The organism is Microbacterium oleivorans (assembly GCF_013389665.1).
Classification (GTDB): Bacteria; Actinomycetota; Actinomycetes; order Actinomycetales; family Microbacteriaceae; genus Microbacterium; species Microbacterium oleivorans_C.
The window spans coordinates 3,174,840-3,200,879 of the sequence record NZ_CP058316.1 but is presented as its reverse complement, the minus strand read 5'-3'; the positions used below and the strand labels follow the sequence as shown (position 1 = coordinate 3,200,879).

20 protein-coding genes are annotated in these 26,040 nt (G+C 70.3%); 10 read left to right on the top strand and 10 right to left on the bottom strand.

Annotation, left to right across the window (positions count from 1 at the left end; genetic code table 11):
• Nucleotides 1-32 precede the first annotated feature (32 nt).
• Nucleotides 33-740 carry a dihydrofolate reductase family protein gene (locus HW566_RS15190; protein WP_256728758.1) on the top strand — a complete coding sequence of 236 codons (708 nt, stop codon included), beginning with the start codon at nucleotides 33-35 and terminating at the stop codon, nucleotides 738-740.
• Here HW566_RS15190 and HW566_RS15185 read toward each other — a convergent pair.
• Nucleotides 694-1,914, bottom strand: a complete 1,221-nt coding sequence (locus HW566_RS15185; RefSeq protein WP_178014285.1) for an alpha/beta hydrolase family protein — start codon at nucleotides 1,912-1,914, stop codon at nucleotides 694-696. The genes HW566_RS15190 and HW566_RS15185 overlap by 47 nt on opposite strands.
• 25 nt (nucleotides 1,915-1,939) lie before the next feature.
• Here HW566_RS15185 and HW566_RS15180 point away from each other — a divergent pair, with 25 nt between their 5' ends.
• From HW566_RS15180 to HW566_RS15165, 4 genes are all read left to right on the top strand, one after another.
• On the top strand, nucleotides 1,940-2,530 hold the full coding sequence (locus tag HW566_RS15180; RefSeq protein WP_372955782.1) for a DUF3000 domain-containing protein: 591 nt from the start codon (nucleotides 1,940-1,942) through the stop codon (nucleotides 2,528-2,530).
• Nucleotides 2,523-3,719, top strand: a complete 1,197-nt coding sequence (locus HW566_RS15175) for a ribonuclease D (RefSeq protein WP_178014283.1) — start codon at nucleotides 2,523-2,525, stop codon at nucleotides 3,717-3,719. Before HW566_RS15180 ends, HW566_RS15175 begins: the two co-directional genes overlap by 8 nt.
• 72 nt (nucleotides 3,720-3,791) lie before the next feature.
• Complete coding sequence (locus HW566_RS15170) at nucleotides 3,792-5,009, top strand: thiolase family protein (RefSeq protein ID WP_178014281.1); 1,218 nt, start codon at nucleotides 3,792-3,794, stop codon at nucleotides 5,007-5,009.
• An 11-nt stretch (nucleotides 5,010-5,020) separates the two neighbouring features.
• Nucleotides 5,021-7,168 carry a 3-hydroxyacyl-CoA dehydrogenase NAD-binding domain-containing protein gene (locus HW566_RS15165; RefSeq protein ID WP_178014279.1) on the top strand — a complete coding sequence of 716 codons (2,148 nt, stop codon included), beginning with the start codon at nucleotides 5,021-5,023 and terminating at the stop codon, nucleotides 7,166-7,168.
• A gap of 100 nt (nucleotides 7,169-7,268) precedes the next feature.
• Here the strand turns inward: HW566_RS15165 and pepN are convergent, their stop codons facing one another.
• Nucleotides 7,269-9,776 (bottom strand): aminopeptidase N, encoded by a 2,508-nt coding sequence (gene pepN / locus HW566_RS15160; protein ID WP_178014277.1) that lies wholly within the window; start codon nucleotides 9,774-9,776, stop codon nucleotides 7,269-7,271.
• Nucleotides 9,777-9,844: 68 nt separating this feature from the next.
• On the opposite strand from pepN, the gene HW566_RS15155 reads away from it, so the two are divergent.
• Together HW566_RS15155 and HW566_RS15150 are read left to right on the top strand one after the other, a co-directional pair.
• Complete coding sequence (locus HW566_RS15155; protein WP_178014275.1) at nucleotides 9,845-10,522, top strand: TetR/AcrR family transcriptional regulator; 678 nt, start codon at nucleotides 9,845-9,847, stop codon at nucleotides 10,520-10,522.
• Entirely contained in the window at nucleotides 10,519-11,088 is a 570-nt protein-coding gene (locus tag HW566_RS15150) for a hypothetical protein (protein WP_178014273.1), read from the top strand. The genes HW566_RS15155 and HW566_RS15150 overlap by 4 nt, the downstream gene beginning before the upstream one ends.
• Here HW566_RS15150 and dxs read toward each other — a convergent pair.
• The 5 genes from dxs to dut form a co-directional block, all read right to left on the bottom strand.
• Nucleotides 11,070-13,058, bottom strand: a complete 1,989-nt coding sequence (gene dxs, locus HW566_RS15145; RefSeq protein ID WP_178014271.1) for a 1-deoxy-D-xylulose-5-phosphate synthase — start codon at nucleotides 13,056-13,058, stop codon at nucleotides 11,070-11,072. The genes HW566_RS15150 and dxs overlap by 19 nt on opposite strands.
• A gap of 106 nt (nucleotides 13,059-13,164) precedes the next feature.
• Nucleotides 13,165-16,023, bottom strand: a complete 2,859-nt coding sequence (locus tag HW566_RS15140; protein ID WP_178014269.1) for an aconitate hydratase — start codon at nucleotides 16,021-16,023, stop codon at nucleotides 13,165-13,167.
• Nucleotides 16,024-16,156: 133 nt separating this feature from the next.
• Nucleotides 16,157-16,924 carry a DUF3159 domain-containing protein gene (locus HW566_RS15135; RefSeq protein ID WP_178014267.1) on the bottom strand — a complete coding sequence of 256 codons (768 nt, stop codon included), beginning with the start codon at nucleotides 16,922-16,924 and terminating at the stop codon, nucleotides 16,157-16,159.
• The gene (locus tag HW566_RS15130) at nucleotides 16,921-17,499 is read right to left on the bottom strand and encodes a DUF3710 domain-containing protein (protein WP_178014265.1); all 579 of its coding nucleotides are present in this window, start codon (nucleotides 17,497-17,499) and stop codon (nucleotides 16,921-16,923) included. Before HW566_RS15130 ends, HW566_RS15135 begins: the two co-directional genes overlap by 4 nt.
• A complete protein-coding gene (gene dut / locus HW566_RS15125; protein WP_178014263.1) occupies nucleotides 17,496-17,948 on the bottom strand; it encodes a dUTP diphosphatase in 453 nt (150 codons plus the stop codon). The genes HW566_RS15130 and dut overlap by 4 nt, the downstream gene beginning before the upstream one ends.
• Before the next feature lie 12 nt (nucleotides 17,949-17,960).
• Here dut and HW566_RS15120 point away from each other — a divergent pair, with 12 nt between their 5' ends.
• Entirely contained in the window at nucleotides 17,961-18,473 is a 513-nt protein-coding gene (locus HW566_RS15120) for a DUF3093 domain-containing protein (RefSeq protein ID WP_178014261.1), read from the top strand.
• Between the two features lie 93 nt (nucleotides 18,474-18,566).
• On the opposite strand, the gene HW566_RS15115 is transcribed toward HW566_RS15120, so the two are convergent.
• Nucleotides 18,567-18,860 (bottom strand): DUF4193 domain-containing protein, encoded by a 294-nt coding sequence (locus HW566_RS15115; RefSeq protein WP_178014259.1) that lies wholly within the window; start codon nucleotides 18,858-18,860, stop codon nucleotides 18,567-18,569.
• A gap of 229 nt (nucleotides 18,861-19,089) precedes the next feature.
• Between HW566_RS15115 and sepH the strand changes: the two genes are divergently transcribed.
• Nucleotides 19,090-20,127, top strand: a complete 1,038-nt coding sequence (gene sepH / locus HW566_RS15110; protein ID WP_178014257.1) for a septation protein SepH — start codon at nucleotides 19,090-19,092, stop codon at nucleotides 20,125-20,127.
• A 7-nt stretch (nucleotides 20,128-20,134) separates the two neighbouring features.
• On the opposite strand, the gene HW566_RS15105 is transcribed toward sepH, so the two are convergent.
• Nucleotides 20,135-21,262 (bottom strand): alkaline phosphatase family protein, encoded by a 1,128-nt coding sequence (locus HW566_RS15105; protein ID WP_178014256.1) that lies wholly within the window; start codon nucleotides 21,260-21,262, stop codon nucleotides 20,135-20,137.
• A 62-nt stretch (nucleotides 21,263-21,324) separates the two neighbouring features.
• Between HW566_RS15105 and HW566_RS15100 the strand changes: the two genes are divergently transcribed.
• Entirely contained in the window at nucleotides 21,325-23,784 is a 2,460-nt protein-coding gene (locus HW566_RS15100; RefSeq protein ID WP_178014254.1) for a DNA gyrase/topoisomerase IV subunit A, read from the top strand.
• Between the two features lie 164 nt (nucleotides 23,785-23,948).
• Here HW566_RS15100 and HW566_RS15095 read toward each other — a convergent pair whose 3' ends face one another.
• Nucleotides 23,949-26,018 (bottom strand): DNA gyrase/topoisomerase IV subunit B, encoded by a 2,070-nt coding sequence (locus HW566_RS15095; protein ID WP_372955781.1) that lies wholly within the window; start codon nucleotides 26,016-26,018, stop codon nucleotides 23,949-23,951.
• Nucleotides 26,019-26,040 lie beyond the last annotated feature (22 nt).

The following is a 26,040-nucleotide window of genomic DNA, read 5'->3' as shown; positions in this document are numbered from 1 at the left end:
GGTCAACCCTAGCCGCGTGGCAGGATGACGCTGTGCGTGTGACCGAGATGCTCCCGGCGACCGGCGAGAGCGGCGATACCGCGACCGAGGCGGGCCGCCACTGGCTGGCCGGACGGTACCGGCGCGAGCCCGGCTCCTACGTGCGGGTGAACATGGTCACCACCCTGACGGGCGCGGCGGCGGGCGGCGACGGCACGAGCGACAGCATCACGAGTCCCACCGACCGCTCGATCCTCGGGATGATCCGCCGCGATGCCGACGTCGTGGTCGTCGGCGCCGCGAGCGTGCGGGCCGAAGGCTACGTCGTCCCCCGCAGCGCGGCACTGGCGATCGTGTCGCGGACAGGACGCCTCGACGGCCACCGACTGGATGCGGCCGACGCCGACCGCGTGGTCGTGGTGATTCCCGCGTCGGTCGAGGCCGACCTGCCCCCGGGCGTCGCGGTCGTGCGCGCGGGCCCCGGCCCCGATCTCACCCCGGGCGAGATCATCGCGGCGCTCCGTGCTCGCGGATGGACGCGCCTCGTGTGCGAGGGCGGGCCGACGCTCGTCTCGCAGTTCGCGGCGGCCGGCGTGGTGGACGAGTACTGCGTCACGGTCGCGCCGCGGATCACCCCGGTCGCGCAGACCCTGATGACGGTGACCGACGGCATCGACACGACGGTCACGGGCGCGCTGATGGACGAGGCCGGGTTCAGCTATCTGCGCCTGCGCGCTGCCGGTCGACCCAGTCGCGGATGACACGCGTCCACCGGTCGGGATCGTAGTTCCACAGCTTCGTGTGACGCGCGACCTGGAACACCTCCAGCTCGACGAGATCCGGACGCGCCTCGGCGAGCTCATACGAGGCGTCCGCCGGCACGAATCCGTCGTCGTCGCTGTGGAGTATGAGGATCGGATGCCGCAGCTCGGCGGCCCGGGCCACGACGTCGAGCGTGTCGAACGGGATCGGGGTGCTCAGCCCGACCAGGCGCGAACCCCATCCGCTGTCGAGGGCGCGCACGGCCGTCGTCGCGACCGGACCGGGGATGCGGAGCAGCTGCGCCTGGTGGTCCAGCACGACGCGCCAGTCGATCGCCGGCGACTCGAGGATGATGCCCGCGATGAGGTCGCGGTGCGCCGAGCCGAGCGCGAGCTGGAGCGCGATCGCCCCGCCCATCGACCAGCCCATGATGAAGACCCGCTGGGCACCGCGTCGCCGGGCGGCGCCGATGGCGGCATCCACGTCCCGCCATTCGGTCGCCCCGAGCATGTAGGTGCCGGAACGGCTGCGGGGCGCCTCGCCGTCGTTGCGGTACGACACCAGGAGCGACGAGATCCCCGCCGCATGGAAGACCGGTACGGCCCGCAGCGCCTCGGCCCGGGTGGTGCCGCGCCCGTGGACCTGGATCACCCAGGTGTCGCTGGGCTCATCCGCCGCGGTCTCGGCCGGGAAGAACCACGCCGGGCACGGACCGAGCGGCGATCCCACGAGCTCCGCCCGGAACGGCAGGTGCAGCTCTTCGGGCGTCGTGTAGTACCAGCCGCTGAAGGCGGCCTCGGCCGACAGCCGGTCGTCGACGGAGATCTCGGTGAGGAGTTTGCGCTTGACCGACGCCGCGTCGAGGGAGAGCACGGCACCGAGCTTCAGATACGCGGCGGTGCCGGTGGTGAACAGGCCGTAGCGTCCCGGCAGCTGCGTGTCGTCGGTGCGCGAGAGCGTGACGGTCTGCGCCGCGACATCGACGGCGAGGAGCCGTGTGTCGGGCACGCGTCCCGCGGGCGTCACGACCTTGCGCGCGACGCGCATCGACACCGTCCCGAGCATGGCCAGCGAGAGGCCGAGGGCTCCGGCGAGTGCGGCGATCGTCGTCTTGATCGCCGTGGCCGCCGCGGGAGATGCGCCCGCAGCCCCGGCGCGCCTGGAACCCATCATCGAGGCCTCACTCTAGTCTGTCGACGTGGCCGATCCCCGTCCTCCTGTCGACACGGCGCCATTCGTCGCCGTGCGCGAGGCGGTTCTGGCGATGGCGTTCCGTGACGACCTCGTCGTGCGCGAGATCCCCGCGCCGAGTGGTCTCGCGCCCGAGTCCCTCGCCCTTGCCGGCGACGTGAGGCCCGAGGCCGACGGGGTCGACTCGCCGTACGGCACCGGTCGAATCGTCGTGCTCCACGACCCCGACGAGCCGGATGCCTGGGGCGGTGCATGGCGGATCGTCGCGTTCGCCCAGGCTCCGCTCGAGCCCGAGATCGGCATCGACCCCCTCCTCGCCGAGGTGGCGTGGTCATGGCTCGTCGATGCGCTCGAGGCCCGTTCGGCCACCTTCCACTCGGTATCGGGGACGGCGACCAAGACGCTGTCCCGCGGTTTCGGAACGCTCGCCGAGGAGGGTGACGGTGCGCAGATCGAACTGCGCGCGTCCTGGTCGCCCTCGGGCGACATCACCGCCCACATCGACGCCTGGGCGGAACTGACCTGCATGCTGGCCGGCCTTCCTCCGGGGTCGGAGGGCGTCGCCGTCTTCGGAGCACGCCGGGGGAACCGTGGCTGATTACACCGTCATCGCTGATGACAACGGACTCGAACGCGCCGCATCACTGCTGGCATCCGGTCACGGACCGGTCGCAGTCGACGTGGAACGAGCATCGGGGTTCCGCTACTCGCAACGCGCCTACCTGATCCAGGTGTACCGACGGGGCGCCGGGGTCCACCTGTTCGACCCGCCGGCGATCTCGACGTTCGCCCCGCTGCAGGCCGCGATCGGCGAGGCCGAGTGGGTGCTGCACGCGGCGAGCCAGGATCTGCCCTCGCTGCGCGAAGCCGGTCTCGATCCGGCCACGATCTTCGACACCGAGCTCGCCGCGCGCCTGCTCGGTCATGCCCGCGTCGGCCTCGGGGCGGTCGTCGAAGACACCTTGGGCATCGTCCTGGCCAAGGCGCATTCGGCAGCCGACTGGTCGACCCGCCCCCTGCCTCAGTCCTGGCTCGAGTACGCGGCGCTCGACGTCGAACACCTCGTGGACGTCCGTGACGCCCTCGCTCTCGAGCTCGAGGAGCAGGGCAAGGTCGATTACGCGGCCCAGGAGTTCCAGGCGGTGCTCGACCGCCCCGTCAAGCCGCCGCGCGAAGACCCGTGGCGACGCCTCAGCGGTCTGCACACCGTGCGTGGACGCCGGGTCCTCGCCGTCGCCCGCGCCCTGTGGACCGCGCGCGAGGAGTACGCCCGGGAGCAGGACGTCGCCCCGGGACGCCTCGTGCCCGATCGCGCGCTCGTCGCGGCCCTCATCGCCGACCCCAAGACCAAGCAGGACCTCGCCCGCGTGAAGGACTTCACCGGTCGCGCGAGCCGCTCGCAGCTCGATCGCTGGTGGGCTGCCTTCGAGGCGGGGCGCGCCGAGGAATCGCTCCCTCCCGAACGGCTCCCCGGGGACGGTCTGCCCCCGCCACGCGCGTGGGTCGACCGCAACCCCCCGGCCGACGCGCGACTCAAGGCCGCCAAGCCCGTGGTCGAGCAGCGCGCCGAGGAGCTCACGATGCCGACGGAGAACCTGCTGACGCCCGAGGTCTTGCGCCGCATCGCCTGGGCTCCGCCCGCTGACGTCACTCCCGAGTCCGTCGGCGCCGCGCTGGCGGAGCTCGGCGCGCGACGGTGGCAGGTTGAGCAGACCGCACAGCTGATCGCGCAAGCCTTTGTCGATTCCGTGAACGAGGCCCCGGCGGCCCCGTCCGCCGCTTCGTAGGTTCGACCCAACCGATTCTGCGGCTCCGCGACGGTCTCTAGGCTGGAGTCGATCCCATCTTCTGGAGGCAAAGTGGCCGAGATCTCGGACGTCTATTTCATCGACGGCATGCGCACGCCCTTCGGGCGCGCCGGCGAGAAGGGCATGTACTGGAACACCCGAGCGGACGACCTCGTCGTGAAGGCGATCCGCGGCGTCGTCGAGCGCAACCCCGACGTCCCGCTCGACCGGATCGACGACGTCGCGATCGCGGCCACGACGCAGCAGGGAGACCAGGGCCTCACCCTCGGACGCACCGCGGCGATCCTGGCGGGGCTGCCGCAGAGCGTTCCCGGTTTCGCGATCGACCGCATGTGCGCGGGCGCCATGACGAGCGTCACGACGATGGCCGGCTCGATCGGCATCGGCATGTACGACCTCGCCCTCGCCGGCGGCGTCGAGCACATGGGCCGGCACCCGCTCGGCGGGGCGGACACCGACCCGAATCCCCGTTTTCTGACGGAGAAGCTCGTGAGCGCCGACGCCCTGAACATGGGGATCACCGCCGAGCGTCTGCACGATCGGTTCCCCGTGCTCACCAAGGAGCGCGCCGACCGTTTCGGCATGCGCAGCCAGCACAAGGCTCAAGCGGCCTACGACGCCGGCAAGCTGCAGCCCGACCTCGTTCCCGTCGCCGTGAAGTCCGCCGACGGCGCGTGGGGTCTCGCCACCGAGGACGAGGGCCGTCGGCCCGAGACCACGATGGAGGGCCTCGCGCAGCTGAAGACCCCCTTCCGCCCGCACGGCCGCGTCACCGCCGGCACCTCGTCGCCGCTCACCGACGGCGCGACGATCAGCCTCCTCGCGGGCTCGCACGCCGTGAAGGAGCTGGGGCTCACCCCGAAGATGCGGATGGTCTCCTTCGGCTTCGCCGGCGTCCAGCCCGAGGTCATGGGCATCGGGCCGATCCCCTCGACGGAGAAGGCCCTCGCCAAAGCGGGTCTGACGATCGACGACATCGGCCTGTTCGAGCTGAATGAGGCCTTCGCCGTCCAGGTGCTGTCGCTGCTCGACCACTTCGGCATCGACGACGACGACCCGCGCGTGAACCCCTGGGGCGGTGCGATCGCGGTCGGCCACCCGCTCGCGGCATCCGGGGTGCGCCTCATGATCCAGCTGGCTGCGCAGTTCGCCGAGCGCCCCGATGTCCGGTACGGCCTGACGGCGATGTGCGTGGGACTGGGACAGGGCGGCTCCGTGATCTGGGAGAACCCGCACTACACCGGCAAGAAGAAGTCCCCGAAGAAGTGAGGCGTGCCGACATGACCTACGACGACATCGACTTCTCCCCGCTCGGCGCCCTCACCGGCGACGACGAGGTCGTCACGCACTCCCTCGTCCGCGACGTCCGCCTCCCCTCGGGGCGCACGCTCGCACTCATCACCCTCGACAACGGCCGCGATCACACCCGGCCGAACACACTGGGACCGGCGACGCTCGCCGAGCTCGGCGGCGTGCTCGACGCCCTCGCCTCGCGGGCGGCGGCGGGCGAGATCGACGCGGTCGGCATCACGGGCAAGCAGTACATCCTCGCCGCCGGCGCCGACCTGTCCGACGTCTCCCGCGTACCGTCGAAGGAGATCGCCAAGCTCGTGGCCCAGCGCGGTCATCAGGTGCTCGGCCGTCTGTCTCAGCTGGGCGTGCCCTCGTTCGCTTTCGTCAACGGGCTCGCCCTCGGCGGGGGGCTCGAGATCGCGCTCAACAGCACCTACCGCACCGTGGACGCGTCGGCCGCGGCGATCGCCCTGCCGGAGGTCTTCCTCGGCCTCATCCCCGGTTGGGGCGGGGCCTACCTGCTGCCGAACCTCATCGGGATCGAGAACGCCCTCGAGGTCGTCATCAGCAACCCGCTGAAGCAGAACCGCGTCCTCAAGCCGCAGCAGGCGTTCGACCTCGGCATCATGGACGCCATCTTCCCCGCCGTGAGCTACCTCGAGCGCTCGCTCGCGTGGGCCGACGGCGTGCTGTCCGGCACGGTGACGGTGCATCGCAAGAACGAGCCGGGCAAGCTCGAGCGTCTCACCAAGTGGCCGATCGCCGTCAAGATCGCCCGCGGCATGCTCGAGTCGAAGATCGGCACCGTTCCCCGGGCTCCGTATCTCGCGCTCGATCTGCTCGAGAAGGCGAGGAGCGGATCACGCGACGAAGGCTTCGCCCGCGAGGACGATGCTTTGGCCGAACTGATCTCGGGCGACCAGTTCGCCGCGTCGATGTACGCCTTCGACCTCGTGCAGAAGCGGGCCAAGCGCCCCGTCGGCGCGCCCGACAAGGCGCTGGCGAAGAAGGTCACGAAGGTCGGCGTCATCGGCGCGGGCCTCATGGCGAGCCAGTTCGCCCTCCTCTTCGTCCGGAGGCTCCAGGTGCCGGTGCTGATCACCGACCTCGACCAGGCGCGTGTCGACAAGGGTCTCGCCTACATCCGGGACGAGATCGGCAAGCTCGAGGCCAAGGGACGCATCGACTCCGACACGGCGGGCAAGCTCCGCTCGCTCGTACACGGCACGGTCGACAAGACCGAGTACGCCGACTGCGACTTCGTCATCGAGGCGGTGTTCGAAGAGGTCGGTGTCAAGCAGCAGGTGTTCGGCGACATCGAGCAGATCGTCGCGGACGACGCCATCCTCGCCACCAACACGTCGTCGCTGTCGGTCGAGGAGATCGGCGCGAAGCTCGCCCACCCCGAGCGTCTCGTCGGCTTCCACTTCTTCAACCCGGTCGCCGTCATGCCGCTGATCGAGATCGTGAAGACGCCGCAGACGACGGACGCCGCACTGTCGACCGCTTTCGTGGTGGCCAAGGGTCTCGGCAAGAACGCCGTGCTCACGGCAGACGCCCCCGGCTTCGTCGTGAACCGTCTGCTGGCGAAGGTGATGGGAGAGGCCGCGCGTGCCGTCTACGAGGGCACCGCGGTCGCCGACGTCGAGAAGGCCTTCGCTCCCCTCGGCCTTCCGATGGGCCCGTTCCAGCTCATCGACCTGGTCGGCTGGAAGGTCGCCGCCCACGTCCAGGACACGATGACGTCGGCGTTCCCCGACCGCTTCTACGCGAACGAGAACTTCCACCTGCTCGCGGAGCTCCCGGAGGTGGTCGAGAAGGACAAGGGCGGCCGCGTCACCGGGTTCACGAAGGCCGCCGAGAAGATCGCCAAGAAGGCGGCGGGGTCGTCGCCGGTCTCCGCCGACGCGATCCTCCGCCGGGTGCAGGACGGGCTCGCGCAGGAGATCAAGCTCATGCTCGACGAGGGCGTCGTCCCCGAGGTCGAGGACATCGACCTCTGCCTCATCCTCGGCGCGGGCTGGCCGTTCATCGACGGTGGCGCATCGCCCTACCTCGACCGCGAGGGCGCCTCGGAGCGGGCTTTCGGCGATACCTTCCACCACCCGCCCATCCGCGGCATCGCGAACCGCTGACAGGCACGCGGATGTGAATGAGACGGCCCCGTGGCGAATCGCCCACGGGGCCGTCTCGGTCGGGGTACGGGCGCCGGCGCCCGTCTGCCCTACGGCCTCGTCACCGTCCGCCGGCCCAGGCCCCCTGTACCCGGAGGTCGCGCGCGAGAACATCTCGTTGCTCCGTGACGATGCGCCGCAGCGCGGCGGGCGCTTCGGGATGGGCATCGAGCCAGGCGGACGCGAGCGACAGCTCGTCACCGAACGGGAACAGGCCCCGCACCAGTCGCCGGGCGATCTCGATGCTGCGCGCGTTCCACACCGCCTCGAGACGGGCGAAGTAGTCGCCGTCGAGCGCCTCGACGAGGTCCCGACGGCCGCCGGCCCGCACGCCCGAGATCGTGGCGTCGAGTTCGTCGTTCGACAGCTTCTCGTCCGTCCACGCGCTCAGCCACGCCTGCCGACGGACCTCGATGTCGGAGCGAGCCGCTCGGCTGGCGCGATGCGCCAGCCGGCCCGTCGAGGTGCCGTCGCGGGTGAGCTCCCGGTCGAGCTCGGACGCGCTCAGTGCTCCGCTCGCCGCGAGAGCGAACACCCAGCTCCACCGCAGATCGGCGTCGAGGACGAGCCCCTCCGGGACGGCCCGATCCCCCGCCAGCAGGTCGCGGATGTCACCGGCGCGGCCCGCAGTCGCGGTCGCGGCGGTGCCGACGGTGCGTGCCCACACCAACTGCGCATCACTGCCCCCGGGCGCCGCATGCAGCGCCTCCCACGCCGTCTCGAGCCAGCCCGCCGCCAGCTCGGGGCGTCGAGCGGGGTCGACGTAGTGCGCGATCGCGTAGGTCGCGTGGCCGAGCGCGTCCGAGAGAAGCCCGATGTGCGGTTCGTCACGCGCGTGCCGGGCGACCACGGCGAGGTAGCGCGACGGATCGAGCGCGCCGTCGCGCACCGCGTTCCACAGCGCCGCCCAGGCCACCGACCGCGCCAACGGGTCGTCGATGCTCGAGAGGGCACGCTCGAGTGCGCCGACAGTGTCCTCGTCGAGGCGGACCTTGGCGTAGGTGCGGTCGTCATCGTTGGGGATCACCAGCCGGATGCCGTCGCCACGATCGGGCAACGAAGTGCGAGCGTCCGCGAGGTCGAGCTCCACGCCGTCACGGCGCTGCAGGCGACCGTCCGTCTCGACGTAGCGGCCGATGGTGACGCGGTGCGGCCGGGGATCGGTCTGCACGACGCTCCCCCGCCCGGTCGGATCGTACTCGACCGAGAGGTGAGACATCCCGGTGGTGAGGAGCCACGCCCGGCTCCAGGCCCGCAGGTCGCGTCCCGAGGCGTGCTCGAGCGCGCGGAGGAGATCCTCGAGCGTCGTGTTCCCGAACGCGTGCTCGGCGAAATATCGCCGTGCGCCGGCGAAGAACGCCTCTTCGCCGACATAGGCGACGAGCTGCTTGAGCACCGCGGCGCCCTTGGCGTACGTGATGCCGTCGAAGTTGAGTTTCGCCGCCTGGAGGTCGGGGATGTCGGCGACGATCGGGTGCGTCGTCGGCAGCTGATCCTGCTCGTACGCCCACCCCTTGCGACGGCTGGCGAAGCTGACCCACGCGTCGGGGTAGAGGCCCGTCGCCACTGAGGCGTGCGATCCCATGAAGTCGGCGAACGACTCCTTCAGCCAGAGGTCGTCCCACCACCGCATCGTGACGAGGTCTCCGAACCACATGTGCGCCATCTCGTGCAGGATCGTGTTCGCGCGCGCCTCGTGCTGCGCGGCGGTCGATGCTCCGCGGAACACGTACGCCTCGGTGAAGGTGACCAGTCCGGGATTCTCCATCGCGCCGAGGTTGTATTCGGGCACGAAGATCTGGTCGTACTTGCCCCAGGGATAGGTCAGACCGAAGGCGTCGCCGAAGAAGTCCAGCCCCCGCCGGGTGATGTCGAGGATCTCGTCGGCGTCGAGATGCGGCGCCAGGGAGGCCCGACAGAGCACGCCGAGGTCGACGACACCCTCCGGCCCCCGCCACGCGCCGTCCACCCGGTGGTACGGGCCGGCTGCGATGGCGGTGATGTAGCTGGAGATCGGAGCGGTCTCGGCGAAGTCGACCGCCACACCGCGCTCGACGTCGCGCCGCCCCGACTCCGCACCGTTGGAGAGCGCACGCCAGCCCGTCGGCACCGTCACGCGCATCCGCCACCGCGCCTTCAGGTCGGGCTGCTCGAAGCAGGGGTACACGCGCCGCGCATCGGCGGGCTCGTACTGCGTGTAGAGGTACACCGCGTCATCGACGGGATCCACGAAGCGGTGCAGTCCCTCCCCGGAGCGGCTGTACACGCCCCGCGCCGCGATCTCGACGACGTTGGACGCGGCCAGGGCGTCGATCGCGATCCGTGCGCCGTCCCACGCCACAGGACGGCTCTCCCCGTTCACCGTCACCGCGTCGACCCTCTCCCCCAGGAAGTCGATCCACGTCTGATCACCCGGTCGGGCATCGAACACGAGCGTCGCGCTCGTGGCGAAGGTGGATGCCCCCGGGTCGGACGCGTTCCGGAGGTCCACGGCGACGTCGATCGTATGGAGTTGGATGCGGGATGCGCGCAGCTGCGCGTCGGAACGCGTGAGGTTGTCGCCGGTCATCCCTTCATGCTGTCATGTGCCCCCTGAGCGCCGGCGCACCGCGGTCCGGACCGCGCTACCATCTGAACATGTTCAGTACACCAGCGCCGTCCCCTTCGAAACGCGACCGTACCCGCGCCGTCATCGTCGAGACGGCCCTGCGCTCGTTCCGCGAACGCGGCTACGACGCGACGACGATCCGGCACATCGCCACCGAGGCGGGCGTCTCGGTGGGCACGACGAACTACCACTTCGCGTCGAAGAACGAGCTCGTACAGGAGTTCTATCTGCAGGTGCAGCACGCCCACCGCGCGGCCGCCGAACCCGAGCTCGCGCGAAGCCGCGATCTGCGCGAGCGGCTGGCGATCGTCTTCCACACCGGGCTCGATCAGCTCGCGCCCACGCATGAGCACGCGCCCGAGTTCCTGACCGCCGCGGTCTCGCCGCGGTCGTCGATCAATCCGCTGTCGCCGGAATCGGACGCTTCGCTCGCGGTCGTGGAGGAACTGTTCCGCCGCGCCGTCGACGACGCCGACCACAAGCTGCCGCACGACATCGCCGAGGCCCTCCCCGGTGCCCTCGTGCTGTCGCATCTGCTCCTCGCGATGTACTGGGTCTACGACGACTCCCCCGACCAGGCCAAGACCCGGCGCCTGCTCGACAAGGGACTCGGGCTCCTCGCCATGGCGCTGCCGCTCGCTCGCCTGCCCCTGCTCCGTCGGCCGCTGCGCGAGCTCCTGGAGCTGATCGCCGAGGCGCGGTCATGACCGAGACGGGGGCGCCGCCCGCGTCCCCGCGAAGGGCAGATGCACCGTATGCCTTCACCCGGACCGAGTTCCTCGGCGGGGTGGGCCGCGCGTGGCTGGCGACCACGCTGCTGCTCGTCGCGGCCTGGGGCGTCGTGACGGGCGGCGCGGGGGTGTTCGCCATCTTCGTCATCCTGCCCGCATCCGCGGTCGCGCTCGCGCTCGGCGCACCCGGCGCCTATGCGCTCGGCCGGCGACTGCGCTCCTCTCCGCGGGCGGGCGTGCATGTGGCCGCGTTCGCCTCATATGGCGCGTTGGTGGGAAGTGTCACGACGGTGCTGTTCGTGCTGACGATCACCCGGGACCCGAACTCGTCCTGGCTCGCGCTGGGGCTGCTGCTCGTGAACACGCCCGTCAGCGCCATCGGCGTGGCGGGCGCGTGGCTCAGGACGGCTCAGCAGTGCCCTCGGGTCGACGCCGGGCCCGCCGGGGCGCCGAACCGTCGAGGCGACCCGGATGCCGCGGTCGAAGACGGTATCGACGAGCGCGTTCGGGTGATCGACCCGCGTCAGCGACCGCGGCGCTGAGGCTCGCCGTCGGAGGCGTCGGCACGCTCGTCCTCGTCCGCGGCATCACTCCACGCACCCTCATCGTCCCCGCTCGGTCGGGCGACCGGGATGCGCCTGCCGAGCACCTGCGCGACCACGTCGTGAGCGATCTTGGCCGCGGTCAGCCCGGCATCCTCGAGGATCTCGTCGCGTTCGGCGTGATCGATGAACTCGTCGGGCAGACCCAGCTCGTCCACGGCCGTGTCGACACCAGCCTCCCGGAGCACCTGACGGATCCGCGTGCCGACGCCCCCGACGCGGATACCGTCCTCGATCGTGATCACGAGACGATGCGCGGCGGCGAGATCTACCACCGAGCGCGCGACGGGCACCACCCAGCGGGGGTCGATCACGGTCGCGCCGATGCCCTGGGCGCGGAGCCGCTCGGCGACATCGAGACCGAGGCGTGCCATCGAGCCGATACCCACGATGAGGACGTCGTCCGCCTCACCGCGGGCGAGCACGTCCGTTCCGTCGTCGAGCCGCTCGAGAGCCGGAAGCTCGGCCCCCACGGAGCCCTTCGGATACCGCAGGACCGTGGGGCCGTCCTCGACGGCGAGTGCCTCACGGAAGACCTCCCGCAGCCGAGCGGCGTCGCGCGGTGCGGCGATGCGGATGTTCGGCACGAGCTGGAGCATCGCGAGGTCCCACACCCCGTGGTGGCTCGGCCCGTCGGGGCCGGTGACCCCGGCCCGGTCGAGCACGAACGTCACCCCCGCGCGGTGGAGGGCGACATCCATCAGCACCTGGTCGAAGGCCCGGTTCATGAAGGTCGCGTAGATGGCCACGACCGGATGGAGCCCGCCGAAAGCCAGTCCGGCTGAGGCCGCCGCCGCGTGCTGCTCGGCGATGCCGACGTCGAGAACCCGGTCGGGAAAGCGCTGCGCGAACGGCAGCAACCCGGTGGGACGGAGCATGGCGGCCGTGATCGCCACGACGTCGGAGCGCTGCTCCCCCGCCGCGACGAGCTCCTGCGCGAACACGTCCGTCCAGCTCGTCGCACCGCCCGAACCGACCGGCCGCCCGGTGACGGGGTCGATCCTGCCCACGGCGTGGAACTGGTCCGCCTCGTCGAGGCGGGCGGGCTCGTACCCGCGGCCCTTCTCGGTGATCGCATGGACGATGACCGGCGCGCCATAGGCCTTCGCGAGCCGCAACGTCTCGATCATGGCCTCGAGGTCATGTCCGTCGACCGGGCCGAGGTACTTGATGTCGAGGTTCGAGTACAGCGCCTCGTTGTTGACGAAGCGCGACAGGAAGCCGTGGGTGCCGCCTCGCAGCCCCCGGTACACCGCGCGCGCGGCCGGACCGAGACGTCCGAACAGCGACGCCGAGCCCTGGTGGAGGGTGCGGTAGGTGTCACCGGTGCGCACCTTGTTGAGGAAGCGTGCCATCCCGCCGATGGTGGGGGCGTAGGAGCGTCCGTTGTCGTTCACGACGATGACGAGGTTGCGATCGTTGTCGTCCGAGATGTTGTTGAGCGCCTCCCACGTCATGCCGCCCGTCAGCGAACCGTCGCCGACGACGGCCACCACGTGCCGATCGGTGCGCCCCGTGTGCGCGAAGGCTCGCGAGATGCCGTCTGCCCAGCTGAGAGAGCTCGAGGCGTGCGAGGACTCGACGACGTCGTGCTCGCTCTCCCGTCGCTGCGGGTAGCCTGCCAGCCCGCCGCGCGAGCGCAGACCCGAGAAGTCCTGGCGACCCGTGAGGAGCTTGTGCACATACGACTGGTGCCCGGTGTCGAAGACGATGGGGTCGTTCGGCGAGTCGAACACGCGGTGGATCGCGAGTGTGAGTTCCACCACTCCGAGGTTCGGGCCGAGGTGACCGCCGCTGCGGGCGACGTTCTCGACGAGGAAGGTCCGGATCTCGGTCGCGAGCTCCTCGAGCTGAGAGAGCGACAGCGTGTCGAGGTCGCGTGGATGCGAAATCGAGGAGAGCAAGGACATCCTGCCCCTCCTTCCGTCGGATGGCGGTAAGTCTAATCAGCCGGATACAGGACAGGCCGGAGCGGGATGCTCCGGCCTGTCCTGGGAGCCTGCGCTCCGTGCGCGCTCAGACGAGCGAGCGCAGCACGTACTGCAGGATGCCGCCGTTGCGGTAGTAATCGGCCTCCCCCGGGGTGTCGATGCGCACGACCGCGTCGAACTCGACGGTCTGCTTGCCCTCGGGCGAGAACTCGCTGGGCTCGGCGACGACCGTGACCGTCTTGGGCGTCACGCCCTCGTTGAGCTGCTCGAGACCGGTGATCGAGATGATCTCGGTTCCGTCCAGCCCGAGCGACTTCCAGGTCTCGCCGGCGGGGAACTGCAGCGGCACGACACCCATGCCGATCAGGTTCGACCGGTGGATGCGCTCGAAGCTCTCGGTGATGACCGCCTTGACGCCGAGGAGGTTAGTGCCCTTGGCCGCCCAGTCGCGCGACGATCCCGAGCCGTACTCCTTGCCGCCGAAGATCACCAGCGGGATGCCCCGGTCCTGGTAGTTCTGGCTCGCGTCGTAGATGAACGACTGCGGGCCGCCCTCCTGCGTGAAGTCGCGGGTGTAGCCGCCCTCGACGACCTGACCGTCGTTGACGGCGGCGACGAGCTCGTTCTTCAAGCGGATGTTGGCGAACGTGCCGCGGATCATGACCTCGTGGTTGCCTCGGCGCGAGCCGTAGGAGTTGAAGTCCTTCTGCGCGACGCCGTGCTCCATCAGATACTGCGCGGCCGGGGTCCCGGCCTTGATGTTGCCGGCGGGGCTGATGTGGTCGGTGGTGACCGAGTCGCCCAGCGCCGCCATGACCCGCGCGCCGGTGATGTCGCTGACCGGGGTCAGCTCCATCTTCATGCCGTCGAAGTACGGGGCCTTGCGCACGTAGGTGGAGTCCTGATCCCACTCGAACACCGGGCCGGTCGGGGTCGGCAGGTTCTTCCAGCGCTCGTCGCCGTCGAAGACGGTGGCGTACTGCTTGATGAACTGCTCGCGCGAGATCGACGAGTCGATGATCTCCTGGACCTCGTCCGTGGCGGGCCAGATGTCCTTGAGGAACACGTCGTTGCCCTCGGAGTCGGTCCCGAGCGCGTCGGTCTCGAAGTCGAAGTTCATCGAGCCGGCCAGCGCGTAGGCGACCACCAGCGGCGGCGACGCGAGGTAGTTCATCTTCACGTCGGGGCTGATGCGCCCCTCGAAGTTGCGGTTGCCCGAGAGCACCGCGGTGACGGCGAGGTCGTTCTCGTTGATCGCGGCCGAGACCTCCTCGATCAGGGGTCCCGAGTTTCCGATGCAGATCGTGCAGCCGTAGCCGACGGTGTAGAAGCCGAGGTTCTCGAGATCCTTGTCGAGGCCGGACTTCTCGTAGTAGTCGGTGACGACCTTCGAGCCGGGGCCCAGCGTCGTCTTCACCCAGGGCTTGCGCGTGAGCCCCCGCTCGGACGCCTTGCGCGCGAGCAGTCCCGCGGCGATCATGACCGAGGGGTTGGACGTGTTCGTGCACGAGGTGATCGCCGCGAGCGTGACCGCACCGTTGTCGAGCATGTAGCTCTCGCCCGAGGGCTGCGTGACCTTCACCGGGTTGGATGCCGCGTGCCGCGCGCCGCTCGAGAGCAGCCCGGCGTGGGCGTGCTCGTGCTGGTGCGAGATCGTGTCGTCCGAGAGCGTCTCGTGCTCGACGCCGGGAGTCGAGCCGGGGTCGGAGGCGGGGAAGGTGCCCTCCACCTCGACGGCCTCGTCCGCGCCGGTGGCGTAGTTGAGGATGTCCTTGGCGAACTGCTCCTTCGACTCCGACAGCAGGATGCGGTCCTGCGGACGCTTGGGGCCGGCGATGGAGGGGACGACCGTCGACAGGTCCAGCTCCATGTACTCGCTGTACGTGGCTTCCTGAGCGGGGTCGTGCCACAGCGACTGCGCCTTGGCGTACGCCTCGACGAGGGCGACGGTCTGCTCGTCGCGGCCGGTGAGGCGGAGGTAGTCGAGGGTGACGTCGTCGATCGGGAACATGGCGGCCGTCGAGCCGAACTCCGGGCTCATGTTGCCGATGGTGGCGCGGTTGGCCAGCGGCACCGAGCCGACGCCCGCACCGTAGAACTCCACGAACTTGCCGACGACGCCGTGCTTGCGGAGCATGTCGGTGATGGTCAGCACGACGTCGGTGGCGGTCACACCCGCGGGGATCTCACCGGTGAGCTTGAAGCCCACGACGCGGGGAATGAGCATCGAGACCGGCTGCCCGAGCATCGCGGCCTCGGCCTCGATGCCGCCGACGCCCCAGCCGAGCACGCCCAGGCCGTTGACCATCGTGGTGTGCGAGTCGGTGCCGACGCACGTGTCGGGGTACGCGCGGAGAACGCCGTCGACGTTGCGGTCGTAGATGACCTTGGCGAGGTGCTCGATGTTGACCTGGTGGACGATGCCGGTGCCCGGGGGAACGACCTTGAAGTCGTCGAAGGCCGTCTGACCCCAGCGCAGGAACTGGTACCGCTCGCCGTTGCGCTCGTACTCGATCTCGACGTTGCGCTCGAGGGCGTTCTCGCTTCCGAAGAGGTCGGCGATGACGGAGTGATCGATGACCATCTCGGCCGGCGAGAGGGGGTTGATGCGCTTGGGGTCTCCCCCGAGCGCCGTGACGGCCTCGCGCATGGTCGCGAGGTCGACGATGCAGGGGACACCGGTGAAGTCCTGCATCACGACTCGTGCCGGCGTGAACTGGATCTCGGTGTCGGGCTCGGCGGCGGCATCCCACGACCCGAGCGCACGGATCTGCTCCTGCGTGACGTTCGCGCCGTCCTCGGTGCGCAGGAGGTTCTCGAGGAGGACCTTGAGGCTGAAGGGAAGACGGTCGTATCCGTCGACCGTGGCGATACGGAAGATCTCGTAGTCGGTGCTGCCGACCGTCAGGGTGCTCTTGGCTCCGAAGCTGTCAACAGTGGACACGTCTGCTCTCCTTCATCGGCGGGCCGCACGCTCGCGCGCACTGTCCCATCATCCCCCTCGCCACACTCGTCGATCCAGTGAGGCGACCCTTAGTCGGATCGGGGAAATTTATCTTGACGTCGAGATAAATATATCACTCGGCGCGGCGCGGATAGAGCGCGCGTACGGCGAGCCACGTCACCGCGGCGAGCGGCGCGAACAGCGGGAGGCCCATCACGAGCTTGAGCGTGCCCAGCGCGGCCACCTCGTCCGCGAAATACAGCGGGAGCTGCACGGCGAGGCGAGCGTAGAACAGGGCGGCCCACGCGATCGCGAGCCAGAAGAAGACCCGCCGCTTGCGCTTGTCCCGGCGCCAGGCGACGCCCTCGTTCATGAGGAAGCCGGCGGCCAGCCCGATCAGCGACCAGCCGATGAGCGCAGAGACGAGGAAGGCGGTGCCGTAGGCGGCGTTCGTGATGAGGCCGGGGATGAAGTTGTCCTGGCCGCGCCCGGTCCACAGGGCGAGGCCCGCCGCGACGGCCGTGGCCACGAGGCCGCCGAAGGCGGCGCCGGCCGGCCCGCGCTGCACCAGACGGACCAGCGTGAAGATCGCTGCGACGCCGACGGAGAGACCGAGCGAGAGCCACAGGTCGGCTTCGCGCGTCTCGGGGTCGGTGGTCAGCGTGAACACGACGATGAAGACGAGGCCGGGAAGCACTGCTTCGAGCACTCCGCGGAATCCGCCCATCGCCCGCCAGACGACCCCGCCGGTGGAGGCCTCGGTCGACGGGTCGAATCCCGCTTTCCGCGCTGCTTCGCCCAGCGCCGCGCCCAGCGCACCGGACGCGGACGCGGGCTCCGGCGGAGTGAGCTCGGGCGACCGGTCGTCGGACGACGACGCCGGCTGCGGATCCCCGGTCACGCCGAGCCGGGGGTGGCCGGCATCTTCAGCGGGATGAGATCGCGGGGCGGCATCGGCGACCCGCCGCGCACCACCACGAGCGAGCGGAACAGGTCCTCGACCTGCGCCGCTGCCTCGATGTCACCGGTGGCCGCGCCGCCGATGACGCCGCGCAGGAACCAGCGTGGACCGTCGACGCCGACGAAGCGCGCCAGACGCTTGCCGCTCCCGTCGGCCCCGGCGACGACCGGCACCTCGGCCAGCAGTTCGGGCCCCAGCGGGCCCTCGCGCTCCTCGACACGGCCGCCCTGCTGGCGCACCTGCTGACGGATCTGCTCGCGGGTCTCCTCCCACAGCCCGGTGGACCGAGGCGCCGCGAAGGGCTGCACCTGCAGTGTCGAACCGGCGTAGTCGAGGCCGACGGCGACGATGCGCTTGGTCTGCTCCTCGACCTCCAGGCGGAGGTTCAAGCCTTCACGTGGCAGCACCTTGATGCCGCCGAGATCGATGTAGGGACGGACCGGGTTCGCCTCGGACTCGTCGAACGGACCGCCCGTCGCGCGGTCGGCGGGAGCTGTCTTCGCGTCGTCGCTCATGCGGGGACTCCTGTCTGCTGGTAACCGGTGGACCCGAAACCGCCCTCGCCTCGGACACTGTCCGGCAGCGTCTCGACGGGGATGAACCGTGCGCGGGCGACGGGCATGACGATCAGCTGCGCGATCCGGTCGCCGGGGACGATCTCGTAGGCGTCGGCGGTGTCGGTGTTCAAGAGGGTGACCTTGATCTCGCCCCGGTAGCCCGCATCGACGGTTCCGGGCGCGTTCACGACGGTGATGCCGTGCTTCGCCGCCAGGCCGCTGCGCGGCACGACGAACGCCGCGAACCCCTCCGGGAGTGCGATGCGCACGCCCGTCGACACGAGAGCCCGCTGCCCGGGCTCGAGGCGCAGGGCCTCGGTCGACACGAGATCGGCTCCGGCATCGCCCGGGTGTGCGTAAGCGGGAACGTCGACGGCGATAATGGGGACGTCCACGGATTCGGTCACCACACGAGGCTAATGCACAGTTCCGCCCCCGCCACCCTGCCCAGCGCGACCTACCGCGAGCGGTTGAGCCCCTCGCTGTGGGTGCTCGTCAGCGCCGCGGTGTGCGGCCCCATGGTCGCCCTCGTCCTGGCACCCCTCGACACCGTGATCGGGCTGGTCGCGGGCATCGTCGTGGGCGCGCTGGTGGTGGCGGGACTCTTGGCGCTGTCGCCCGTCGTCGAAGTGTCGGACGGTTGGCTGCGTGTGGGGAGGGCGCGCGTCGAGGTGCGGTACCTCGGCGCGGTCGAGATCTTCGTCGGGGACGACGCACGCCAGGCGCGAGGCCCGGGCCTGTCGCCCTCGTCGTGGCACCTGCTGCGCGGCGGGATCGACGGTGTGGCGCGCGTGGAGCTCGTCGACCCCGACGACCCCGTCAGCCACTGGGTCTTCTCCACCCGCACGCCCGCACGAGTGGCGGCCGTCATCGAGCAGGCCCGGAGCGACGGCGGGGCGGCCACCCGGGTGTCGCCTCGGCCGCCGGCCTGACACCGCACCCCGGGGCCAGCCGCCGCTTCGGACCGGCGGACACAGAACCGGCCCCCGACGCCGAGGCGTCGAGGGCCGGAAGCTCCGAGATGATCAGGCGGCGCACTCGGTGCAGATCGCACCGACCGACGACTCGTGATCGAGCTGGGTGCGGTGCTTCACGAGGAAGCACTCCATGCAGGTGAACTCGTCCTCCTGCGGGGGCAGGACGACGACGTCGAGCTCGAGGTCCGAAAGGTCGGCGCCGGGCAGCTCGAAACCCGAGGGGTTGTCGGCGTCCTCGCTGTCGATCGACCCCGAGGACTTGTCGGGGACGCGCTCCTTCAGGGCCTCGATCGACTCGCTGTCGTCCTCGGTCTTGCGGGGTGCGTCGTAATCCGTAGCCATGTCGAAAGGCCTCTACTTCCAGGTGTTGCCGGTTGCCGCGCCGAGTGGGGCGGCGATAGTTTGCATGACGGGCGCAGTTTTCGCAAAACGTTGCGGAAGACACTTCCGCGATCCGCTCGTTTCCGCCGGTCCAGCCCCCGAAACCGGCGGCGCGCCCGGGATATTCCCGCCGAGGCCGGAACGCTGTGACACCATGACGGCACACGTATCCGCTGGGAGGGTTCTGCGCATGGAACAGCTCAAGGTCATCGGGACCGAGGAGGGCATCCTCGTCCTCGCCACCGAGTCCGGGGAGCGCTTCGCGTTGCCGGTGAACGACACCCTGCGTGCGCAACTGCGCACGGCACGGCCCGCCGACGAACCGCGCGCCGTGCGCCCCAGCCCCCGCGAGATCCAGGCGCACATCCGCGCCGGCATGAGCGCACCCGATGTCGCGACACTGCTCGGCATCCGGATCGAGGACGTCGCGCGCTACGAGCGTCCGATCGTCGCCGAGCGCGAGCACGTCGTGGGACAGGCGCTGTCCGTGCCGGTGCTGATCGCCGGCGAGCTCGAGCCCGACGCGCAGCCCACCTTCGGCACGGCGGTGCGCACGAAGCTCAGCGAAGCGGGTGCGACCGGCGAGCGCTGGACCAGTTGGCGCGAACCCGACGGCTGGGTCGTCAAGCTCGAGTTCACCGTCGCGGAGGTCGAGCACGACGCACGGTGGTCCTTCGATCCGCGCCGCTCCTCCCTCTCGCCGCTCAACTCCGACGCCACTCAGCTCTCCCGTCAGGGCTCGCTCCCCGAGGGACTCATCCCCCGGCTGCGGGCCCTCGACACGCCGCAGCCCAAGGACGAGTCGCGCTTCGACAGCGGCGCTTTCGGGCCGCGGCACTCCGCCGCCGAGCCCGAGGCGACAACATCCGCCGGATCGGCCCCTCGCGGACAGGGCTCCGCCGCGCAGGATGCCGCCATCAAGCGCGCACCCGAACCCGTGGTGACCTCCTCCGAGACGGCGGACCTCCTCGAAGCGCTCCGCCGGCGCCGCGGCCAGCGCGAGCCCATGCCCACCGACGACCGGGGCGAGACGCGCGAGCGCACGCCGGTCGCGCTCTTCGACGCCCTCGAGTCCGGCGACCAGGCACCTGCCGTCGAGCCCGAGAAGACCGACGACCCCTCCGCCGCCGGGGAGAACCCCGCGCCGGAGACGCGTCGTCGCGGCGCCCGCAGCTCGATGCCGTCATGGGATGAGATCGTCTTCGGCGCCCGCAGCGAAGACGCCTGAGCGGGCCTCAGGCGAACGCGCCCAGGCGAACGAGCGGCACGATCCGCTCCTGATCGGTCAGCGAGCCGTGCTGGCCGACCATCCGCTGGGCCTTCTTGTCGACGAGACGATCGTCGTAGTAGGCGATGTCGGCCCGAGCGGCCACGAGCACGTCGCCGATGCGCGCCTCGACCTCGGGATGCACGACGCCGAACAGGCCCGCTGCCTCCGCCTCGGTCCGCGTCATGACCCACGACCTGCGTGATTCGGCCGAACGCCAGCGTTCGGCCACGCGCTCGGCCGCGCCCGGTTCGGCGTAGAGGTGCAGCATCCTCGGCTCACCGGCGATCGACGACACCTCCTCGACCAGCGGGTCGTTCTCCGCGAGGAGCACGTGTCGGTGCTCGGGGACATCGACCATCCCGTGATCGGCCGTCAGGACGGCGCCGATCCCGGGCCCGACCCGGCGATCCCAGCGCCGCAGCACGGCATCGATGGACTCCAGCTCGGACGACCATCGATCGCTCTCCCAGCCGTGCGCGTGACCGATCACGTCGAGCTCGGGGATGTACACGTAGACCAGGGCGCCGTCGTGCTCGGCGGCGAGCGCCTCGGCGACGTCCAGACGCTCGGCTATCGCACTCACCGCGACGAACTCCGCACCCCGCACCGTGGCGGTCGTGAACCCCGTGCTCGCGTACTGCCCGCGGCTGACCACGAAGCAGCGACGACCGGACGCGGCCTCGCGCTCGAACAACGGCGTCGACCGCTGCCAGGCCCGCGGGTCGAGGCCGGCGGTCTCCCAGCCGGTGAGCTGATTGGGCAACAGCTCGGTGCCGGGTACCCGCACGCGATATCCGACGATGCCGTGCTCCCCGGGCAGCACCCCCGTGAACAGACTCGTCAGGGCGGCCGCCGTCGTCGCGGGGAAGACGGTGCGCACGGCATCCCGTTTGGTCATCCGCTCGGTGAGGAAGCGGGCGTACGCGCCGCGCATCGAGAGGTTGCCGCGGCCGAGTCCGTCGGCGACGATGACGATCGCGGAGCGGGCGGGGCCGAACCAGTCGGGCGCGCCCGAGACCGAGGCGATCAGCTGCGGCAGCACACCGGTGAGGCTCCGGGCCGTCGGCGGGTCGATCGGTAGGCTGGAGGACATCGCGGACAGTCTCGCACACGGGCTTCCGCACCCGAATCCCCGATCGAGGTCCGTACAGCTTCATGGCCGCATCCCGCACCGCCTCACCCGTCCCCGACCAGCCGGAGCGCATCGAGGACGTCGACGTCTCGGCGGAGATGCAGGGGTCGTTCCTCGAGTACGCCTACTCCGTCATCTACTCGCGCGCCCTCCCCGACGCCCGCGACGGCCTCAAGCCGGTGCAGCGCCGCATCCTGTACCAGATGGCAGACATGGGTCTCCGGCCCGACAAGGGGCACGTCAAGAGCGCCCGTGTCGTCGGCGAGGTCATGGGCAAGCTGCACCCCCACGGCGACTCGGCCATCTACGACGCGCTCGTGCGCTTGGCGCAGGAGTTCGCCCTGCGGGTGCCGCTGGTCGACGGTCACGGCAACTTCGGGTCGCTCGACGACGGTCCCGCCGCCGCACGCTACACCGAGGCCCGGCTGGCTCCATCCGCCCTCGCGCTCACCGAGAACCTCGACGAGGACGTCGTCGACTTCATCCCGAACTACGACGGTCAGTTCCAGCAGCCCGCCGTGCTCCCGGCCGCGTACCCGAACCTGCTCGTCAACGGCACGACGGGCATCGCCGTCGGCATGGCGACGAACATGGCTCCGCACAACCTCATCGAGGTCGTCGCCGCCGCGGTGCACCTGCTCGAGAACCCCGACGCGACGCTCGACGAGCTGATGGAGTTCGTGCCCGGTCCCGACCTCCCCGGCGGCGGCGTCATCGTCGGACTGGACGGCATCAAGGACGCATACACGAACGGGCGCGGCTCGTTCCGCACGCGGGCGAAGGTGTCGGTAGAATCGCTGGGCCCGCGGCGCACCGGCCTGGTGGTGACCGAGCTGCCCTACATGGTCGGGCCGGAGCGGATCATCGACAAGATCAAGGACGCCGTCGGCGCGAAGAAGCTCACCGGCATCTCGGATGTCGCGGATTTCACCGATCGCAACCACGGTCTGCGCCTGGTCATCACCGTCAAGACGGGCTTCGACCCCAACGCGGTGCTCGAGCAGCTCTACCGCCTGACCCCGCTCGAGGATTCGTTCGGCATCAACAACGTCGCTCTCGTCGAGGGGCAGCCGCAGACGCTCGGGCTCAAGGAACTGCTGAGGGTCTACCTCGATCACCGCATCGAGGTCGTCACCCGCCGCAGCAGCTACCGCCTCGCCCGCAAGCGGGAGCGCCTGCACCTCGTCGAGGGGCTGCTCATCGCGATCCTCGACATCGACGAGGTCATCCAGGTCATCCGCACCTCCGACGACGGCGAGCAGGCCCGGGGACGGCTGATGGACGTCTTCGACCTGTCGCAGCCCCAGGCCGAGTACATCCTCGAGCTGCGCCTGCGACGCCTCACGAAGTTCTCCCGCGTCGAGCTCGAGACCGAGCGCGACCAGCTCAAGGGCGAGATCGCGCATCTCGAAGAGCTGCTGTCGAGCGAGGTGCTGCTGCGCGCTCAGGTCGCGCGCGAGCTCGAGGCGGCCGCCGAGACCTACGGCACCCCCCGGCGGACGCTGCTGCTCAACGGCGGGCCGGTCACCGCCCGTGCCGGCAAGAAGGCGGTGGCCGATCTTCAGATCGCGGACGCGCCGTGCCGTGTCTTCCTGTCGGCGACCGGGCGGATGGTGCGCGCCGAGCTGGGCGACGACCTGCTCAGCAGCGGCATCGTGCCCCCGGCGCGGCGCAGCAAGCACGACGCCGTACGCTCGGCCGTCGACGCCACGGTGCGAGGCGAGCTCGGAGCGGTCACGAGCACCGGGCGACTCGTGCGGTTCTCGCCCGTCGACCTCCCGTCGGTGCCCGGCAACAGCGTGCAGCTCGCGGCCGGTTCGAAAGCGGATCAGTACGTCGGGCTCGTCGGAGATGAGCACGTCGTCGCGATCGTGCCGCTGACGGCCGAGCCGCCGATCGCCATCGGCACGGCCCACGGGGTCGTGAAGCGGGTGGCGGCGACCGAGCTCGCCCCCGGGAAGCCCGATGCCGAGATCATCTCCCTCAAGCCCGGAGACCGCGTCGTGGGCGCCGCCCCGGCGGCCGACGGAACCGAACTGGTCTTCGTCACCTCCGACGCTCAGCTGCTGCGCTTCGACGCGGCGTCCGTGCGCCCTCAGGGACGTGCTGCCGGAGGCATGGCCGGAGTCCGGGTCTCGGAGGGCGAGCGCGTCATCGCGTTCACGGCGGTCACGGCGACCGACGACACGGTCGTGGTCACGATCGCCGGCTCGACGCAGTCTCTCGCGGGCGCGGATGCCGGTAGCGGCAAGGTGTCGGCCTTCTCGGAGTTCCCCGCGAAGGGCCGCGCGACGGGAGGGGTGCGCGCGCAGCGCTTCCTCCGTGGCGAGGACACGCTGACCCTCGGCTGGGTCGGCGACGCCCCGCGCGCCGTCGGGCCCGACGGAGCCACGCGTGCGCTCCCCGCGCCCGGCGCGAAGCGCGACGCGTCGGGCCAGCCGCTCGAAGGCGTCGTCGGCGCCGTCGGCACCGTCGTCTCCTGATCCCGGCCCGTTCAGCCCCGCGCTGCCGCGTCGCGCTCACCGGAGGCGGCGAACCTTCGAGAACGTCGCGGATCTCGGACCGTCAGCCGAGCGGCGTCCGAGGTTCGCGTCGTTCTCTCCGAGTCGCATGCGGCTCGCACCCTCGGCCGCGGGATGCCCGGCGGTCAGGCGTCGATCGCCTCGCGTGACAGCCGGTCGCTCGAGGTGACGATGAAGTCGCGGCGCGGCGCGACCTCGTTGCCCATGAGGAGTTCGAACACCGCGTTCGCCGCGTCGGCATCCTCGACGCGCACCCGACGCAGCGTGCGCCCGGCACGGTCCATCGTGGTCGTCGCCAGCTGATCGGCATCCATCTCGCCGAGCCCCTTGTAGCGCTGCACCGGCTCCTGCCACCTGCGACCGGACTTGCGCAGCTTCGTGAGCAGCGTGTGGAGTTCGGCCTCGGAGTAGGTGTAGATCGTCTCGTTCGGCTTCGAGCCGGGGTTCACCACGACGACCCGATGCAGCGGCGGCACGGCGGCGAAGACACGGCCGTCCTCGATGAGCGGTCGCATGTACCGGAAGAACAGCGTGAGCAGCAGAGTGCGGATGTGGGCGCCGTCGACGTCGGCGTCGCTCATCAGGATCACCTTGCCGTAACGCGCGGCGCTCAGATCGAACGACCGCCCCGATCCCGCGCCGACGACCTGGATGATCGCGGCGCACTCGGCGTTCGAGAGCATGTCGCTGACCGACGCCTTCTGGACGTTGAGGATCTTCCCGCGGATCGGCAGGAGCGCCTGATACTCACTGTTGCGCGCGTGTTTGGCGGTGCCCAGGGCCGAATCGCCCTCGACGATGAACAGCTCCGACTCGGCGACGTCGTTCGTCCGGCAGTCCGCGAGCTTCGACGGCAGCGACGACGACTCGAGCGCGGTCTTGCGGCGCTGGGTCTCCTTGTGCGTGCGCGCAGAGATGCGCGCCTTCATTTCGGAGACGACCTTCTCGAGCAGCTGCCCCGTCTGCGCCTTGTCGTCGCGCTTGGGCGAGGTGAACCGTGCCGTCAGTTCGCGGTTCACCACGTTCGCGACGATCTGGCGGACCGCGGGGGTTCCGAGGATCTCCTTCGTCTGCCCCTCGAACTGCGGCTCGGGAACCCGCACGGTGAGCACCGCGGTCAGCCCGGCGAGGATGTCGTCCTTCTCGAGCTTGTCGTTGCCGACCTTCAGCCGCCGGGCGTTCTGCTCCACCTGCGCTCGGACGACCTTCATCAGCCCCTGCTCGAAGCCCTGCTGGTGCGTTCCGCCCTTGGGCGTCGCGATGATGTTGACGAACGAGCGCGTGACGGTCTCGTAGCTCGTCCCCCACCGCAGCGCCACATCGACCTCGCACGTGCGCTCCACCTCGGTGGGCACCATCGCGCCGTTGCTCTGCAGCACCGGAACCGTCTCGGTGAAGGTGCCGGAGCCGGTCAGGCGCCACGTGTCGGTGATCGGAGCGTCGGGAGCGAGGAACTCGGCGAACTCGGAGATGCCGCCGTCGTATCGATAGCTCGTCTCGACGCGCTCGTCAGCGCGCTCATCGACGATGACGAGCTCGAGGCCCGGCACGAGGAAGGCCGTCTGCCGGGCACGCTGCTCCAGCTCGTCGAGGTGGAACGCGGCATCCTTCGTGAAGATCTGCCGGTCGGCCCAGTAGCGGATGCGTGTTCCCGTGGTGCCGCGCGCCGCTTTGCCGACGACGCGCAGCTCGGATGAGCGCTCGAACGGGGTGAAGCCGGAGTCCGGGGTGTCTCCGGCGAACCGACCGGGCTCACCGCGGTGGAAAGACATGGCGTAGGTCTTGCCTGCCCGGTCGACCTCGACGTCGAGCCGTTCCGAGAGCGCGTTGACGACGGAGGCGCCGACGCCGTGGAGGCCGCCCGAGGCGGCGTAGGATCCGCCACCGAACTTGCCGCCCGCGTGGAGCTTGGTGAACACGACCTCGACACCGGTCAAGCCGGTGCGGGGCTCGACGTCGACGGGGATGCCGCGGGCGCGGTCGCGCACCTCGACGCTGCCGTCGGCGTGGAGCACGATGTCGATGCGGGAGCCGTACCCTCCGAGGGCCTCGTCGACGGAGTTGTCGATGATCTCCCAGAGACAGTGCATGAGTCCGCGCGAATCGGTCGAGCCGATGTACATGCCCGGTCGCTTGCGGACAGCCTCGAGTCCTTCGAGCACCTGGAGGTGATGGGCGGAATACTCAGCGGTCACGATCTCCAAGCGTATCCGCGCC